Origin of the sequence: Streptomyces sp. NPDC001502 (assembly GCF_042894785.1) — a bacterium.
Lineage (GTDB): Bacteria > Actinomycetota > Actinomycetes > Streptomycetales > Streptomycetaceae > Streptomyces > Streptomyces kutzneri.
This window is the reverse complement of record NZ_JBIAVW010000010.1, coordinates 325,958-341,458: the sequence shown is the minus strand read 5'-3', so window position 1 is coordinate 341,458 and position 15,501 is coordinate 325,958. Positions and strand designations below refer to the sequence as shown.

The following is a 15,501-nucleotide window of genomic DNA, read 5'->3' as shown; positions in this document are numbered from 1 at the left end:
TCCACGGCAAGTTCCCCACGCCGGGGTGAACGCTCAACTTCCACCCAGGGCACTGCTGTCAGAGCCGATCCACCTCATTGTGTTAGCCGTTGTTAGGCCGAGCGCTGGCTATCGGCCACCGATCGACACTGGGGCAAGGATGATTGAACTGGCGAAATCGGCACCCTTATCACGTTAATCACCTCAAAGCATGCGATGGCAAACGGTGAAATATCCAGATGATGGCGCATGAATCAGACGAGATAATTTTGAGTCAACAGATTCAATATTCCTTTGCCGACCGATTGGGAGCCATGAAGGATCTCTCCCGTTCCCAACACGGGGAATCAGGGGAGGGAATTTCATGAAGATTGCCGGTAGATCCGCCAGTTTCGCCCTCGCGGGCGCAGCCATTGCGGCTTTAGGCCTCGCGACGCCGGCCACCGCGGACGCGTCCGCGGCCGCCAGCGTCTCCGGAGCCACCGTCACCGTCCACCACCGCGGCGACGGCACCCAGCCGCCCGCGGAGCTGGGCAACCCCTCCGAATGGGGAGTGTTGACGTTCAGGATGGACGCTTCGGCGGGCTCTTTCAGCACGCAGGGGCAGGCATGCCTCAGCCCGTCCACCGGCGGCAACTGGTGTTACGGCTGGTACCCGAGAGAGGTCAGCCCCGGGGTGATCAACAAGTACTGCTACTCGAATTACTACCAGGCGACGAAGGGGCACTCGTCGACGGTGAAGCTCGCGGGCAGTACGCGTCGCGTCTGGGCAGCAGCCGGCGGCACCACCAACGCCAACCTCACCGCGGGTCTCGCCTACACCTGCTCCACCTACTACAGCGTGGACTAGGTTCCGATCACCGCACCAAGCAGTAACTCCTCGGAGGGTGCGGTAGGTTGGTGAGTCGCTCTGGGGCTGTTCGTCGCCCGGGCAGCCCCAGGGCGGCGCCACCTCCACGTCGGGCTCACCCATTGAACGGGGGAAGAACGATCACACGCTCAACACGTGCTCGCGTTGTACCGGTCGCCGCGTCTCTCGGAGCCGGTCTCCTGCTTGGCCTCGTGGGCCCCGTTGCCGGGAAATGGGATAATCCATTTTGCGTCGCCGTGAGTATTGTTTTTTCCAGCGGCTGGCCGTGGGCCTGCTACGCATTGATGGTGGGCTACTCCCGTCGATCCAAGATCGAGTCGGCATTGCTGGCATCTCTGGGGTTGGCCATCGGCGTAGTCACGTACTATGTTTTCAAGGACATGAATCCCACCATTCCTGCGGGAATGGAAGCAGCCACCTCCGTTCCGGCCGGAATGGAGCCCGACACCTCCGGCCAGGGGCAGATTTTTCTGTGGGGAGCAGCGGCATTCGTGTTCGGCGCGCCCGTGGGACTCATGGGGAACGTAGCCAGAACGCCCGGAGTCGGTGGCCTTTTGTTCCGTCTGGTTGTTCCTCTCACCGCCTTCTTCGAAGCGACTCAGCGATTGAGCGTGGAGGCGGACTCGGAGGGGGCGGTTTTCGCTCTGACCTGGAACGCAACTCGCGTTGCGGCATGCGTCGCCGCCGTGGCTCTCATCGGGCACACAGTGTGGAGCTGGCGCGTTCGGCGTGGCCGAGTCGACGGGCCGCCGGAAGATGCCGCGCCTGTACGGCGCCTTTAACCCAGCGGGGAAAGCCCGTGGACAGGGGTCGGCGGGCCGTTCGATGGTCCCGCCCATGGCTTCTCTCGTACGACACATCACAGTTGACTGCTCCGACGCCTACAGCCTCGGGCAGTTCTGGGCCGCCGTTCTGGACGGCTCGCTCGCCGACGACGACTTCCCCGGGGACCCCGAGGCGGCGCATCCTCGCGCTGGGCGCAACCGTCGTCGGCGACCACCGCAGGCCCGACGGGACCGGGTGGGTGACCCTGGCCGACCCCGAGGGCAACGAGTTCTGCGTCAAGCAGAGCGCCGCCGAGCGGAAGTAGCCCCTCGTGCGCGTCTTCGTGAACCGGGTCGTCAAGGACGGGCGGGTCGCTTTCCGCTGCACGGACGGGCACGGAAGCGCGGTCGCCCACTGGATGGGAGACCGGCGTCCCGCGCGGGCACCGACGCCTTCGTGGAGCTCACGGTCCCCGACCCCCTCGCCGAGTGGGGTCCCGCGTCGCCGGCGGTCGCGTACGACCGGCAGCTCGGTCCGGCCGGCGTGTCGTCACCGGTGAGGTGCGGGGCGTCGGCGGGCCCGGGGACGGAAACGGAGGTCTCCACCCCCGTCCCCCGGCCCCCGTCGCTACTCCTCCGGCGGGAAGACCGGTTCGCCGGTGCCGGCCAAGGTGATCATGATGGCTTCGACGGGGCAGCCCTCCGCCGCCGTGAGGGTCGGTTCGTTCGCGTCCGACTGGGGTGTGCGCGGGTGGGATTGGCGTGCCGAGTCCAGGACGAAGCCGTCCGGGGCGTGGTTCACGCACATGCCCGAGCCGATGCAGACCCCCCGGTCCACCTCGACCTGCCAGCGGTCACCCATCAGGCACCCGCCTCGCCGGCGCCGGCTGAATACGTGGCCGGGAGGTGGATCATCTTGTGCTCCAGGTACTCGCTCAGGCCCTCCGGGCCGAACTCCCGCCCCAGGCCGCTGTTCTTGTAGCCACCGAACGGCCCCATCATGTCGAGGCTGAAGGTGTTCACGTTGAAGGTGCCGGTGCGGATCCGGCGGGCGAAGTCGATGCCGCGCTCGACGTCGGCGGTCCAGACGCTGCCGCTGAGACCGAAGTCCGAGTCGTTGGCCACCCGTACCGCCTCGGCCTCGTCTCCGTAGGGGATCAGGCAGACGACCGGGCCGAAGATCTCCTCGCGCGCGATCCGCATGGAGTTGTCGACGTCACCGAAGAGGGTGGGCTCCACGTACCAGCCCTGCTCCAGGCCCGCCGGGCGGCCGCCGCCCGCCAGGACCTTCGCGCCCTCCTCCTGCCCGATCCGGATGTAGTCGAGCGAGCGCTGCCGCTGCCGCTTGGCCACCAGCGGGCCGAGCTGGGTCGCCGGGTCGAGCGGGTCGCCGACGACCAGCGCGCCGGCCGCCGCCGCGAGGGCCTCGGCCACCTCCTCGTACCGGCTGCGGGGGGCGAGGATGCGGGTCTGGGCGACGCACGCCTGACCGTTGTTCATCCAGGCCGCGGGCACGATCCCGGCGACTGCGGTCGCCACGTCGGCGTCCGGGAGGACCACGGCGGCCGACTTGCCGCCGAGTTCGAGGGTGACGCGGGTGAGGTTGCGCGCGGCGACCTCCATCACGCGCTTGCCGGCCGCGACCGAGCCGGTGAAGGCGACCTTGTCGATGCCGGGGTGCCCGACGAGGTATTCGCTGACCTCTCGGTCGGCGGGCAGGATCGACAGCACGCCCTCGGGAAGTCCGGCCTCGCGCGCGATGTCGGCGAGGATGTAGGAGTCGAGCGGTGCCTCGGGCGACGGCTTGAGGATCACCGTCGAGCCGGTCAGGAGGGCCGGCGCCAGCTTGGCGGCCGCCACGAACTGCGGGACGTTCCACGGGATGACGGCGGCGACCACGCCCACCGGCTCCCGGCGCACCAGGATGGGCCCGAGCACGCCCTGCCGGTGCTCCTCGTACGGGTAGGCGCGGGCGACCGTGATCGCGGCGTCGTAGACCATCATCGGGCCGAGCGCCTGGGCGAGAACGCTCCAGGAGTACGGGGATCCGTTCTGGGAGCTGATGGAACGGGCGATCTCCTCGTGCCGGACGGCTATGGCGTCCTTGATCCGGGAGACGACGGCGATCCGCTCGTCCAGGGTCATCCGCGGCCAGGGCCCCTCGTCGAACGCCTTGCGCGCGACGGCGACGGCGCGGTCGACGTCCGCCTTCGAGGCGTGCGGGACGGATCCGATGACCTGCTCGGTGTGGGGGGAGACCACCTGGATGGTGTCGGTGCCCAGCGGATCCGTCCACTCCCCGCCGATGAACAGCTTTCCGTGTTCCACGAGCTCGGTCATGGCTGAGGCCTCCTGCGGCTTGGCGTTGCAGAACTGATACCAGTTCTAGTTAGAGGAGTCCACGGCCAGGACGGAACCTCCGCCACTGCGGCGGAGAAGATCGAACGACTAGTCAGAGAGCCGGGAAAGTGGTCGACTTGGGCTACTACTGAAACACGTTCTCGTCCGAGGGCGAGAACAGGGGAGGGCGGGCGCATGACGGAGGACGGGCGCATGACGCAGGACACGCCACAGGTCACCGAGGAAACGCCGCAGGTCACGGAGGACACCTCGCCGGCCGCCGGCGACACACCACACGTCACCGATCACGGCGGCGGCGTGTGGGCGATCAAGGTCCCCATCCCCGACAACCCCCTCGGACACACCCTCGTCCACGTCCTCGACACCGACCGCGGCCCGGTCCTCGTCGACACCGGCTGGGACGACCCCGCCTCCTGGGACACCCTCGCCGCCGGCCTCGCCGCACTCGGCACCGCCGTCACCGACATCCACGGCGTGGTCATCACCCACCACCACCCCGACCACCACGGCCTCTCCGGCCAGGTCCGCGAGGCCTCCGGCGCCTGGATCGCCATGCACGCCGCCGACACCGAGGTCGTCGTACGGACCCGCGCCTCCGAACCCGGCGTCTGGTTCGACTACATGAGCACCAAACTCGCCGCCGCCGGAGCCCCCGAGGAGCACATCGCCCCGCTGCGCGCCGCCCGCGCGAGCGGCCGCATGCGGACCCTGCCCGGCCTGCGCGCCGCCGTCCCCGACCGGGAGATCGTCCCCGCCGAGCTGCTCCCCCTCGCCGGCCGCCGGCTGCGAGCGATCTGGACCCCCGGTCACACCCCCGGCCACGTCTGCCTGCACCTGGAGGAAGACCACCCGGCGAACCTCCCCGGCAACGGCCGCCTCTTCTCCGGTGACCACCTGCTGCCCGGGATCTCCCCCCACATCGGCCTGTACGAGGCTCCGGAGGACCCCCGTGTCACCGACCCCCTCGGCGACTACCTCGACTCCCTCGAACGCATCGGCCGCCTCGGACCCGCCGAGGTGCTCCCGGCCCACCAGCACGCCTTCACCGACGCACCCGCCCGCGTACGGGAGCTCCTCGACCACCACGAGGAACGGCTGACGGGCCTGTGGACGCTGCTGGCCGAGCCACTGACCCCCTGGGGCCTGGCCGAGCGGATGGAGTGGAACCGGCCCTGGGAGCAGATCCCGTACGGCTCCCGCAACATCGCCGTCTCCGAAGCGGAAGCCCATGTGCGGCGGCTGGTGAAGCAGGGCCGCGCCGAGGCGGTGCCGGGCACTGACCCGGTCACGTACCGGGCCCTGTAAGGGGCGCCCGGCCCCTGAGCCCCAGGGCCCGCCGGTTACGGGCCGGTAGAGTGAACCTGTCGTCCACACCTCTGTACGGGGGGAAGCCGGTGCAATTCCGGCGCTGACCCGCAACCGTGACCCACACCCGGCACCGCCCGGGCGGGAAGCCGGAATGCCCCGTACCGCAGGTGCGCGGCTCGTGCCGCCGGAGCCGCCGGCGGCCGGCACCGTCGAGGTAAACGGAGCCGGAGCCCGGTGCCTGTGCGTGCCTGCTGCCGGTTCCCCCGTACGAGAGGCACCACCCCCCTGATGAACGTCCGTCGCAGCGCAGCCGCGCTCGCCGCCTCCGCCGTGCTCTGCGTGGGCGCCGCCCCCGCAGCCCTCGCCGACACCGCGCCGCCCGCCTCCCCCTCCGCGCCCCCGGTCATCCCCTCCGGTCTGTACGGCAAGAGCGACCCCACGTACGACGGCGTGTGGCGGCAGTCCTTCGCGCTGCTCGCCCAGCACACGGTCGGTGTCGAGCCCGCCCGCGAGGCCGTGGTCTGGCTGCTCGGCCAGCAGTGCGAGAACGGCGGCTTCGCCTCCTTCCGCCCGAACGCCGCCACGGCGTGCGACGCGAACACGATGTACGACACGAATGCCACCGCGGCGGCCGTGCAGGCCCTGAAGGCGCTCGGCGGCCAGGACGCGGCCGTCAAGAAGAGCGTGGACTGGCTGAAGTCCGTCCAGAACGAGGACGGCGGCTGGAGCTACGTGCCCGGGCCCAGCTCCCCCAGCGACGCCAACTCCACCGCCGTGGTGATCAGCGCCCTGTCCGTGGCGGGCGAGAAGCCGGCCGAGGTCAAGTCGAAGGCGGGCAAGTCGGCCTACGAGGGCCTGCTCCCCTTCCAGCTCGGCTGCACCGCCGAGCCGGCCGCCGACCGGGGCGCCTTCGCCTACCAGCCGGCCGACGGCAAGCTCCTCGCCAACGCCGACGCCACGGCCGCCGCCACCCTGGCCGGCCTCGGCAAGGGCGCGGCCGTCGTCCCGTCCGCCGAGAACACCCCCGCGGCCCCGCTGGCCTGCCCGGCCGCGAACGCCGCCGACCCGGTGGCCGCCGCCCAGGGCGCGGCCGGCTACCTGGCCGGGGCCCTCAAGAAGGACGGCCACCTCATGGCCGTCACCCCGGGCGCGGACCAGCCCACCCCCGACACCGGCAACACCGTCGACGCGGTACTGGCCCTGGCCGCCGCCGGACACAAGGAGTCGGCGGCGGGCGCCCTGAAGTGGCTGGAGACCAACTCCGCCGAGTGGGCGAAGGGCAGCCCGGCCGCCCTGGGCACCCTCGTCCTCGCCGCGCACGCGACCGGCAACGACCCGAAGTCCTTCGGCGGCACCGACCTCGTCGCCGCGCTGAACGCGACCGGCCCGGCCCCGCAGGGCGCGGACACGGAGGCGACCGAGGTGGACGGCAAGAAGGAGAAGTCCTCCGGCGGCCAGAACGTGTGGTGGATCGTCGGCGCGGGCGCCGCGGCCGGTATCGGCATCGGCATCCTGCTGAGCGGCCGCCGGAAGAAGAACCACTCCTGATGCGCCGCCGCCTGCCCGCCGTGGTCCTCGCTCTCGGGATCACCCTGGCCATGCTGGCCGCCACCCCGGCGCTGGCGGCCGGCTACCGCTACTGGTCGTTCTGGGACGGCTCGGCGGGCGGCCGGTGGTCCTACGCCACCCAGGGCCCCTCGATGGCCCGACCCGCGGACGGTGCCGTCCAGGGCTTCCGTTTCTCGGTGAGCAAGGACGCGGCGGAGCAGGCGGCCCAGCCGCGCGCGGCGGCCGACTTCGAGACCGTCTGCGGGGCGACCGCGCCGACGGAGGGCACCAAGCGGGTGGCGCTCGTCATCGATTTCGGCGTCCCGGCGGACGCCCCGGCTGGTGACACCCCGCCCGATACCGCCCCGCGCACGGCCTGCGCGCAGGTGGCCCCCGAGGCCACGACGGCCGAGGCACTGGCCTCGGTCGCCAAGCCGCTGCGCTACAACAGCGCGGCGCTGCTGTGCGCGATCTCCGGCTACCCGAAGCAGGGCTGCGGCGACCAGGTCGCGGACAGTACGGCGGGGACCCCGGCTCCGTCGGCCCCGGCGCAGTCCGCCGCTCCGGATTCCGGCGGGGGCCCGTCCGCGGGCCTGCTCGCGGGCATCGCCGCGGTGGCCGCCCTGGCCGCGGCAGGCGTCTGGCAGTCCCGCCGCCGCACACGATGACCGGCCCCGGCGCCGCGGCGCACCCCGGAAACGACGCCGAGCCGACCACCACGGACACCGGCACACCCCGCACCGCGCCCGCCACCGGTGCCGGCACGGGCACCGGCACGGGCACCGGCACCGGCACCGGCACCGGCACCGGCACCGAGGGCACGCCAACCACCCGGTCCGCCGGGGCGACCCGCACCACAAGCACCGGTACCTGCCGGGCCGCGCCCCTCACCGCCGACGGCAAGCCGGCCGCCGGGACGACCCGCACCACGGCCACGGGCACCGGTACTCGCCGGGCGTGGCCGCAGGCCCACCGCGCCCCCACCGGAGCCGCACCCGACGGCGTGCCCCCGGCCCGGCGGAGCCCGCCCGCGGCGCAGGATCCCGCGCACCGGTCGACGTACGAACGCTGGAGGCCCCCGCAGGCCGCTCGGGCCACCGCCCTGCACGCGGGGGCCTGGTGGCTGTGGGCCCTCGGCCTCGCCACCGCCGCCTCCCGCACCACCAACCCGCTGCTGCTCGGGCTGATCGTCGGCGTCGCCGGGTACGTGGTCGCGGCCCGCCGCACCGACGCGCCCTGGGCGCGTTCCTACGGCGCCTTCCTCAAACTCGGCCTCTTCGTCATCGGCCTGCGCCTGCTCTTCTCCATGCTCCTCGGCTCCCCCATCCCCGGCTCGCACACCCTCTTCACGCTCCCGGAGATCCCGCTCCCTGCCTGGGCCCAGGGCATCCGCTTCGGCGGCCGCGTCACCGCCGAGCAGCTCGTCTTCGCCTTCTACGACGGCCTGAAGCTGGCCGCGCTCCTGGTGTGCGTCGGCGCCGCGAACGCCCTCGCCAATCCGGCGCGGCTGCTGAAGTCGCTTCCGGCCGCCCTGTACGAGGCCGGGGTCGCCGTCGTCGTCGCCATGACCTTCGCGCCGAACATGGTCGCCGACGTCGTCCGGCTGCGGACCGCCCGCCGGCTGCGCGGCCGGCCCACGGGCGGGGTGAAGGCCATCCTCCAGATCGGCCTGCCGGTGCTGGAGGGCGCCCTGGAACGCTCCGTCGCCATCGCCGCCTCGATGGACGCGCGCGGCTACGGCCGCACGGCCGAGGTCCCGCCCGCCGTCCGGCACACCACCAACGCCCTCACCCTCGGCGGCCTCATCGGCATGTGCGCGGGCACGTACGGCCTGCTGGCCGCGCAGGGCGCCGCGTACGGGCTCCCCGTGCTCGGCGTCGGCGCGGCCCTGGCCGTCGCGGGCCTGCGCCTGGGCGGGCGCCGGTCGGTGCGGACCCGCTACCGGCCCGACCGCTGGGGGCCGCGGGCCTGGCTGGTCGCCGGATCGGGCGCGGCCGTGGCCGCCCTGCTGATCCACGCCGGTTCCGTCGACCCGGCAGCCCTGCACCCGGGCGTGGTCCCGCTCGCGGCCCCCACGCTCCCGCTGTGGCCTGCGGCCGCGGTCCTGATCGGCCTGCTGCCCGCCTTCGTGGCACCCGTACCGCCCAAGGAGGCGTCGCAGTGATCCGCTTCGAGCAGGTGTCGGTCACCTACGAGGGTGCGTCCGCCCCCTCCGTACAGGGCGTCGACCTGGTGATCCCCGAGGGGGAGCTGACGCTGCTGGTCGGCCCGTCGGGCGTCGGCAAGTCCACCCTGCTGGGGACGGTCTCCGCACTGGTCCCGCACTTCACGGGCGGCACCCTGCGGGGCCGGGTCACGGTCGCCGGCCGGGACACGCGCACCCACAAGCCGCGCGAGCTCGCGGACGTGGTCGGCACGGTCGGCCAGGATCCCCTCGCGCACTTCGTGACGGACGTGGTGGAGGACGAGCTCGCCTACGGCATGGAGTCCCTGGGGCTGCCACCTGCGGTGATGCGCCGCCGGGTGGAGGAGACCCTGGACCTGCTGGGCCTGAACGAGCTGCGCGACCGGCCGATCGCGACGCTGTCCGGCGGCCAGCAGCAGCGGGTCGCGATCGGCTCGGTCCTCACCCCGCACCCGAAGGTGCTGGTGCTGGACGAGCCGACGTCCGCGCTCGACCCGGCGGCGGCGGAGGAGGTCCTCGCGGTCCTCCAGCGCCTGGTCCACGACCTGGGCACGACCGTGCTGATGGCGGAGCACCGGCTGGAACGGGTCGTCCAGTACGCCGACCAGGTCCTGCTCCTGCCGTCGCCGGGCGCGGCCCCGGTCATCGGGACCCCGGCCGAGATCATGGCCCTCTCCCCGGTCCACCCGCCGGTGGTCGCCCTGGGCCGCCTCGCGGGCTGGTCCCCGCTCCCCCTCTCGATCCGCGACGCCCGCCGCCGTGCCGCTCCGCTCCGGTCCCGCCTGGCCACCGCTTCCCAGGGCTCCGCGCCCATTCCAGCCTCGCCGGCGATTGAGGCGCGGGGTCCGGGGCAGAGCCCCGATCTTCCAGCCTCGCCGGCGTTTGAGGCGCGGGGGTCCGGGGGCGGAGCCACCGTCGCCGGAGCCCCCGGGCTCCTCGCACGCCTGCGCCGAGGCCGCGGCAGGCCGACCCCCGACCCCGCCCCCCGGGAGGTAACGGCCGAGGTCCACCGGGTCACCGTCCGCCGCGGCCGCGTACAGGCCCTGCACGGAATCACCCTCACCGTGGCCCCCGGCGAAACCATCGCCCTCATGGGCCGCAACGGCGCCGGCAAGTCCACCCTCCTCTCCACCCTCGTCGGTACGGTCGCCCCCACCACCGGCGAGGTGACCGTCGGCGGCCGCACCCCCCACCGCACGGCACCGCCCGAGATGGTGCGCCGCGTCGGCCTCGTCCCGCAGGAACCCCGCGACCTCCTGTACGCCGACACGGTCGCCGCCGAGTGCGCGGCCGCCGACTCCGACGCCGCCGCGCCCGCCGGCACCTGCCGGGTTCTCGTCTCCGCGCTGCTCCCGGACGTCCCGGACGACATCCACCCGCGCGACCTCTCCGAGGGGCAGCGCCTGGCCCTCGCCCTGGCCCTGGTCCTCACCGGCCGCCCCGCCCTGCTGCTCCTGGACGAGCCCACCCGCGGCCTGGACTACGCCGCCAAGGTCCGCCTGGTCGAGATCCTGCGCGGCCTGGCCGCCGACGGCCACGCCATTGTCTTGGCCACCCACGACGTGGAGCTCGCCGCCGAGCTGGCCCACCGCGTGGTGATCCTGGCAGGCGGGGAGATCGTCGCGGACGGTCCGACCGCCGAGGTCGTCGTCTCCTCGCCCGCCTTCGCGCCGCAGGTGGCGAAGGTCCTCGCCCCGGACCCCTGGCTCACCGTGCGCCAGGTCGCCGAGGCCCTGGACGCGGCGGACGCCCCGTGAACCGTCCCGCCCGTCCCGCCCGTCCCGCCCGTCCCACCCGTCCCGCCCGTCCCGCCCGCCCCGTCCGGATCGGTCCCCGCGCCGCCGTCGCCCTGGTCCTCGTCACCCTCATCGGCATCGCGGCCTTCGGCTGGCCGCTGCTCGCCGACCGGGGCTCGGGCCTCGCCCACGCGCAGGACGCCCCCTGGCTCTTCGCCGCGCTCCTCCCGCTCCTGGTGGCGGTGGTCGTCGCGACGATCGCCGACAACGGCATGGACGCGAAGGCGGTGGCCATGCTCGGTGTGCTCGCCGCCGTCGGGGCGGCGCTGAGACCGCTGGGCGCGGGTACGGCCGGGCTGGAGCCCATGTTCTTCCTGATGGTGCTCAGCGCGCGGGTGCTCGGTCCGGGCTTCGGCTTCGTCCTGGGCTCGGTGACGATGTTCGCCTCCGCCCTGCTGACGGGCGGGGTCGGGCCGTGGATGCCGTTCCAGATGCTGGCGATGGGCTGGTTCGCGCTGGGGGCCGGGCTGCTGCCGGGGCCGGAGCGGATCCGGGGCCGGGCGGAGCTGCTGATGCTGGCCGCGTACGGCTTCGTGGGCTCGTTCGCGTACGGCACGGTCATGAACCTGCAGGGCTGGGTGCTGCTGCAGGGCATGGGCCAGGGCATCTCCTTCCATCCGGGGGAGCCGGTGGCCGCGAACCTGGCGCGGTTCGCCGCGTACTGCCTGGCGACCTCGGTGGGCTGGGACCTGGGCCGGGCCGTCCTGACGGTCGTCCTGACCCTCGCTCTCGGGGCGACGCTGCTGAAGGCGCTGCGCCGGGCGACCCGCAAGGCTGCGTTCGACGCCCCGGTCTCCTTCGGTTCCGTCGGTCCGGGGCCGGGGCCGGGGCCGGGGCCGGGGCCGGAATCGAGCGCGAACCCGCCCTCGGGAGGGGTACGAACGGCAGCGGAGGGTGACATTCGGGGCCTCCCCCGGTGACCCGCCCCATAGGACCTGGGTCACATACGAGCGCGGCTAGTAGGCCTGCGAGCCCCTGAACCCGTCCCCACGGGGGGTCGGTGGACGGCCCGCTGCGAGGGCCACTAGTACGCGGGACCTTTGCCAGGGTGCCGGGGCGTCTGTAGAACTGGATGAGTCGCAAGGCGGCAGGGGTACTTCACCCGCCGCCGACGAACCTCTCTCCTTTGCGTGAGTGGCTCACGCATGTCTTCGGCATGCCTGCGACCGCCCTTGTCCCCGTCGGAAGGTCAATCCGTGTCCAACACCATCATCCGCCGCATCGCCGCCTCCAAGAAGGCCCTCGCGGGCACCGTCGTCGCCCTGGGTGTCGCCGGCTCCATGCTCGCCACGGTTCCCGCCCAGGCGGCCCCGGTGAGCGCCAAGGCGATCGCACAGCAGATGATCAAGGACCCGGCCCAGTTCGCCGCCTTCGACAAGATCATCTCCCACGAGAGCGGCTGGAACCACACCGCGACCAACCCCTCCTCCGGCGCCTACGGCCTGGCCCAGGCCCTGCCGGCCTCGAAGATGGCCTCCGCGGGCGCGGACTGGAAGACCAACCCGGCCACCCAGATCAAGTGGGGCCTGGACTACATGAACGACCGCTACGGCAGCCCCGTCGGCGCCTGGAACTTCTGGTCCGCCAACCACTGGTACTAAGCCACCAGCAGCAGCGGCTCAGCGAAGCACCGCACAGCAGACATACGAAGGCCCCGGTGGCCGGCCTCCCCAGGTCCGGCCTCCGGGGCCTTCTGCATCCCATCCCACGGGACTCAGGGGCGCCTCACAGGCGCTGGATGATCGTGCCGGTCGCCAGCGCGCCTCCCGCGCACATGGTGATCAGCGCGAACTCCTTGTCACGGCGCTCCAGCTCGTGCAGCGCGGTGGTGATCAGCCGGGCGCCGGTGGCGCCGACGGGGTGGCCGAGCGCGATGCCCCCGCCGTTGACGTTGACCTTCTCCAGGTCCTGGTCGAAGACCTGCGCCCAGGACAGGACCACGGAGGCGAAGGCCTCGTTGATCTCGACCAGGTCGATGTCCCGCAGCGACATCCCGGCCTTGCCGAGCACGGCCCGCGTCGCGTCGATCGGCCCGTCGAGGTGGTAGTGGGGGTCGGCGCCGACGAGCGTCTGGGCGACGATGCGGGCGCGCGGCTTGAGCTTGAGGGCGCGCGCCATCTTGCGCGAGGCCCACATGACGGCGGCGGCGCCGTCGGATATCTGCGAGGAGTTTCCGGCGGTGTGCACGGCGGTGGGCATGACCGGCTTGAGCCGGGCCAGCGCCTCCATGCTCGTGTCCCGCAGCCCCTCGTCCCGGTCGACCAGGCGCCACATGCCCTGTCCGGCGGCCTGCTCCTCCTCGGTCGTCGGCACCTGCACGGCGAAGGTCTCGCGCTTGAACCGCTCCTCGGCCCATGCCGCCGCGGCCCGCTCCTGGGAGAGGAGCCCGAGCCGGTCGACGTCCTCGCGGGACAGGCCCCGGTGGCGGGCGATCCGCTCGGCGGCCTCGAACTGGTTGGGGAGGTCTACGTTCCACTCGTCCGGGAAGGGCTTGCCCGGGCCGTGCTTGGATCCGGAGCCGAGCGGCACGCGGCTCATGGCCTCGACGCCGCAGGCGATGCCGATGTCCATGACCCCACCGGAGATCATGTTGGCGACCATGTGGTTGGCCTGCTGCGAGCTGCCGCACTGACAGTCCACCGTCGTCGCGGCGGTCTCGTACGGAAGCCCCATGGCGAGCCAGGCGTTGCGGGCGGGGTTCATCGACTGCTCGCCGGCGTGCGTCACGGTGCCGCCGACGATCTGCTCGACGCAGTCGGGCTGGATTCCGGTACGGGCCAGCAGTTCGCGGTAGGTCTCACCGAGCAGGTAGGCGGGATGGAGGTTGGCGAGAGCGCCCCCGCGCTTACCGATGGGGGTGCGTACGGCTTCGACAATGACGGGTTCCGCGGCCATGAGCTCGTCCTCTCCTGCACTGCGTCAGCACGGCGGGCCGTCCCGGCGCCCCGCCCGAACTAGTACGCGTTCTAGTTCTCCCCGCAGTCTTATGACCTGAGGCCCCGGCACGCAAGGGTCTTGCACGCGGCCTGCACGGATTCCACACGCAACAGTTGGCGCCAGGACCCTTGTCACTTCTAGAACTCGTTACTACCTTCAAGCCAACTTCTGATGGTCCGTCAGACTTTGGAGTTGCCCGATGTCCTGCCCCGCACTGCCCGAAGGCTTCGACGCCACCGACCCAGACCTGCTCCAAAGCCGCGTCCCCTTCCCGGAGTTCGCGCAGCTGCGGCAGACCGCACCCGTGTGGTGGTGCCCGCAGCGGCGGGGCGTCACCGGCTTCGACGACGAGGGCTACTGGGCCGTGACCCGGCACGCGGACGTCAAGTACGTCTCCACGCACCCTGAACTGTTCTCCTCGACGACCAACACCGCGATCATCCGCTTCAACGAGCACATCCAGCGTGATGCGATAGATGCCCAGCGTCTGATCATGTTGAACATGGATCCGCCGGAACACACGCGCGTACGCCAGATCGTGCAGCGGGGCTTCACCCCTCGGGCCATCCGCGGCCTGGAGGAGGCCCTGCGGGACCGCGCCCGGAAGATCGTCGAGGAGGCCGCGGCCACGGCGGCCGACGGCAGCTTCGACTTCGTCACGCAGGTGGCGTGCGAGCTTCCGCTGCAGGCCATCGCCGAACTGATCGGCGTACCGCAGAAGGACCGCACGAAGATCTTCGACTGGTCGAACAAGATGATCGCCTACGACGACCCGGAGTACGCGATCACCGAGGAGGTCGGCTCCAACGCGGCGATGGAGCTCATCGGCTACGCGATGAACCTCTCCGCCCAGCGCAAGGAATGCCCGGCCAAGGACATCGTCACCCAGCTGGTGGCGGCCGAGGGCCAGGGCAACCTCGGCTCGGACGAGTTCGGCTTCTTCGTGCTGCTGCTCGCGGTCGCGGGCAACGAGACCACGCGCAACGCCATCAGCCACGGCATGCACGCCTTCCTGACCCACCCCGAGCAGTGGGAGCTCTACAAGGCGACCCGGCCGTCGACGGCCGCCGAGGAGATCGTCCGCTGGGCCACCCCGGTGGTGTCCTTCCAGCGCACCGCCACCCAGGACACCGAACTGGGCGGCGCGAAGATCAAGGCGGGTGACCGGGTGGGGATGTTCTACTCCTCCGCCAACCACGACCCCGAGGTCTTCACGAACCCGGACGCCTTCGACATCACCCGCGACCCCAACCCCCACCTGGGCTTCGGCGGCGGCGGCCCGCACTTCTGCCTCGGCAAGTCGCTGGCGGTGATGGAGATCGACCTGATCTTCAACGCCCTGGCCGACACCCTCCCGAACCTCCACCTCACGAACACCCCCCCACGCCGCCTCCGAGCAGCCTGGCTCAACGGCATCAAAGAACTCCGCGTCACCACCACCCCATCCAGCCCCGCCGACGCCTGAGACACGGGGGTCCGGGGCGGAGCCCGGCATCTTCCAACCTCGCCGCCCCACCCAGCCCCGCCGCCCCACCCAGCCCCGCCGGCGTTTGAGGCGCGGGGTCCGGGGCCGAGCCCCGATCTCTCAGCCCCGCCGGCGTTTGAGGCGCGGGGGTCCGGGGGCAGCGCCCCCCTCTCCCAGCCCCGCCGGCGCCTGAGACGCGGGGGTCCCGGGCCGAGCCCCGATCTCTCAGCCCCGCCGGCGTTTGAGGCGCGGGGGGGCCCGGGCGGAGCCCCCCTCTCCCAGCCCCG

General features: G+C 72.2%; 14 protein-coding genes, 1 pseudogene and 1 riboswitch. Of the genes and pseudogenes, 12 read left to right on the top strand and 3 right to left on the bottom strand.

The window, feature by feature from the left end; translation table 11 throughout:
* Positions 1 to 343 precede the first annotated feature (343 nt).
* From ACFY0D_RS20570 to ACFY0D_RS20555, 4 genes and pseudogenes are all read left to right on the top strand, one after another.
* On the top strand, positions 344 to 829 hold the full coding sequence (locus ACFY0D_RS20570) for a lactococcin 972 family bacteriocin (protein WP_382550433.1): 486 nt from the start codon (positions 344 to 346) through the stop codon (positions 827 to 829).
* A gap of 257 nt (positions 830 to 1,086) precedes the next feature.
* On the top strand, positions 1,087 to 1,632 hold the full coding sequence (locus ACFY0D_RS20565) for a hypothetical protein (RefSeq protein WP_390799572.1): 546 nt from the start codon (positions 1,087 to 1,089) through the stop codon (positions 1,630 to 1,632).
* Positions 1,607 to 1,828, top strand: a pseudogene (locus tag ACFY0D_RS20560) (VOC family protein); the annotation flags it as partial. The gene ACFY0D_RS20565 and the pseudogene ACFY0D_RS20560, both read left to right, overlap by 26 nt.
* Positions 1,815 to 1,940 (top strand): VOC family protein, encoded by a 126-nt coding sequence (locus ACFY0D_RS20555; RefSeq protein WP_390799584.1) that lies wholly within the window; start codon positions 1,815 to 1,817, stop codon positions 1,938 to 1,940. The pseudogene ACFY0D_RS20560 and the gene ACFY0D_RS20555, both read left to right, overlap by 14 nt.
* Before the next feature lie 302 nt (positions 1,941 to 2,242).
* Here ACFY0D_RS20555 and ACFY0D_RS20550 read toward each other — a convergent pair whose 3' ends face one another.
* On the bottom strand, positions 2,243 to 2,476 hold the full coding sequence (locus tag ACFY0D_RS20550; RefSeq protein WP_390799571.1) for a ferredoxin: 234 nt from the start codon (positions 2,474 to 2,476) through the stop codon (positions 2,243 to 2,245).
* A complete protein-coding gene (locus ACFY0D_RS20545; protein WP_390799570.1) occupies positions 2,476 to 3,954 on the bottom strand; it encodes an aldehyde dehydrogenase in 1,479 nt (492 codons plus the stop codon). The genes ACFY0D_RS20550 and ACFY0D_RS20545 overlap by 1 nt, the downstream gene beginning before the upstream one ends.
* A 213-nt stretch (positions 3,955 to 4,167) precedes the next feature.
* On the opposite strand from ACFY0D_RS20545, the gene ACFY0D_RS20540 reads away from it, so the two are divergent.
* From ACFY0D_RS20540 to ACFY0D_RS20510, 7 genes are all read left to right on the top strand, one after another.
* Positions 4,168 to 5,280 (top strand): MBL fold metallo-hydrolase, encoded by a 1,113-nt coding sequence (locus tag ACFY0D_RS20540; RefSeq protein ID WP_390799569.1) that lies wholly within the window; start codon positions 4,168 to 4,170, stop codon positions 5,278 to 5,280.
* A gap of 79 nt (positions 5,281 to 5,359) precedes the next feature.
* Positions 5,360 to 5,440: riboswitch (cobalamin riboswitch) on the top strand.
* 131 nt (positions 5,441 to 5,571) lie between these two features.
* Positions 5,572 to 6,831, top strand: a complete 1,260-nt coding sequence (locus ACFY0D_RS20535; protein ID WP_390799568.1) for a prenyltransferase/squalene oxidase repeat-containing protein — start codon at positions 5,572 to 5,574, stop codon at positions 6,829 to 6,831.
* Positions 6,831 to 7,499 (top strand): SCO2322 family protein, encoded by a 669-nt coding sequence (locus ACFY0D_RS20530; protein WP_390799567.1) that lies wholly within the window; start codon positions 6,831 to 6,833, stop codon positions 7,497 to 7,499. Before ACFY0D_RS20535 ends, ACFY0D_RS20530 begins: the two co-directional genes overlap by 1 nt.
* Positions 7,500 to 7,834: 335 nt before the next feature.
* On the top strand, positions 7,835 to 8,995 hold the full coding sequence (locus ACFY0D_RS20525; protein ID WP_390799583.1) for an energy-coupling factor transporter transmembrane component T: 1,161 nt from the start codon (positions 7,835 to 7,837) through the stop codon (positions 8,993 to 8,995).
* Positions 8,992 to 10,773, top strand: a complete 1,782-nt coding sequence (locus ACFY0D_RS20520) for an ABC transporter ATP-binding protein (protein ID WP_390799566.1) — start codon at positions 8,992 to 8,994, stop codon at positions 10,771 to 10,773. The genes ACFY0D_RS20525 and ACFY0D_RS20520 overlap by 4 nt, the downstream gene beginning before the upstream one ends.
* Positions 10,770 to 11,732: an ECF transporter S component gene (locus ACFY0D_RS20515; protein ID WP_390799565.1), complete on the top strand. Its 963-nt coding sequence runs from the start codon at positions 10,770 to 10,772 to the stop codon at positions 11,730 to 11,732. Before ACFY0D_RS20520 ends, ACFY0D_RS20515 begins: the two co-directional genes overlap by 4 nt.
* A 225-nt stretch (positions 11,733 to 11,957) precedes the next feature.
* Positions 11,958 to 12,413, top strand: coding sequence for a transglycosylase SLT domain-containing protein (locus ACFY0D_RS20510; protein ID WP_390799564.1), 456 nt, complete (start codon positions 11,958 to 11,960; stop codon positions 12,411 to 12,413).
* A 124-nt stretch (positions 12,414 to 12,537) separates the two neighbouring features.
* Here the strand turns inward: ACFY0D_RS20510 and ACFY0D_RS20505 are convergent, their stop codons facing one another.
* Positions 12,538 to 13,707 (bottom strand): steroid 3-ketoacyl-CoA thiolase, encoded by a 1,170-nt coding sequence (locus ACFY0D_RS20505; protein WP_030390693.1) that lies wholly within the window; start codon positions 13,705 to 13,707, stop codon positions 12,538 to 12,540.
* Between the two features lie 241 nt (positions 13,708 to 13,948).
* On the opposite strand from ACFY0D_RS20505, the gene ACFY0D_RS20500 reads away from it, so the two are divergent.
* On the top strand, positions 13,949 to 15,214 hold the full coding sequence (locus tag ACFY0D_RS20500) for a cytochrome P450 (protein WP_390799563.1): 1,266 nt from the start codon (positions 13,949 to 13,951) through the stop codon (positions 15,212 to 15,214).
* Positions 15,215 to 15,501: the final 287 nt, after the last annotated feature.

Excerpts from the sequence above, each read along its gene's own strand:
- ACFY0D_RS20570 (WP_382550433.1), top strand. The coding sequence starts at position 344 with ATGAAGATTGCCGGTAGATCCGCCAGTTTCGCCCTCGCGGGCGCAGCC.
- ACFY0D_RS20550 (WP_390799571.1), bottom strand. The coding sequence starts at position 2,476 with ATGGGTGACCGCTGGCAGGTCGAGGTGGACCGGGGGGTCTGCATCGGC.
- ACFY0D_RS20545 (WP_390799570.1), bottom strand. The coding sequence starts at position 3,954 with ATGACCGAGCTCGTGGAACACGGAAAGCTGTTCATCGGCGGGGAGTGG.
- ACFY0D_RS20540 (WP_390799569.1), top strand. The coding sequence starts at position 4,168 with ATGACGCAGGACACGCCACAGGTCACCGAGGAAACGCCGCAGGTCACG.
- ACFY0D_RS20535 (WP_390799568.1), top strand. The coding sequence starts at position 5,572 with ATGAACGTCCGTCGCAGCGCAGCCGCGCTCGCCGCCTCCGCCGTGCTC.
- ACFY0D_RS20530 (WP_390799567.1), top strand. The coding sequence starts at position 6,831 with ATGCGCCGCCGCCTGCCCGCCGTGGTCCTCGCTCTCGGGATCACCCTG.
- ACFY0D_RS20510 (WP_390799564.1), top strand. The coding sequence starts at position 11,958 with ATGTCTTCGGCATGCCTGCGACCGCCCTTGTCCCCGTCGGAAGGTCAA.
- ACFY0D_RS20505 (WP_030390693.1), bottom strand. The coding sequence starts at position 13,707 with ATGGCCGCGGAACCCGTCATTGTCGAAGCCGTACGCACCCCCATCGGT.
- ACFY0D_RS20500 (WP_390799563.1), top strand. The coding sequence starts at position 13,949 with ATGTCCTGCCCCGCACTGCCCGAAGGCTTCGACGCCACCGACCCAGAC.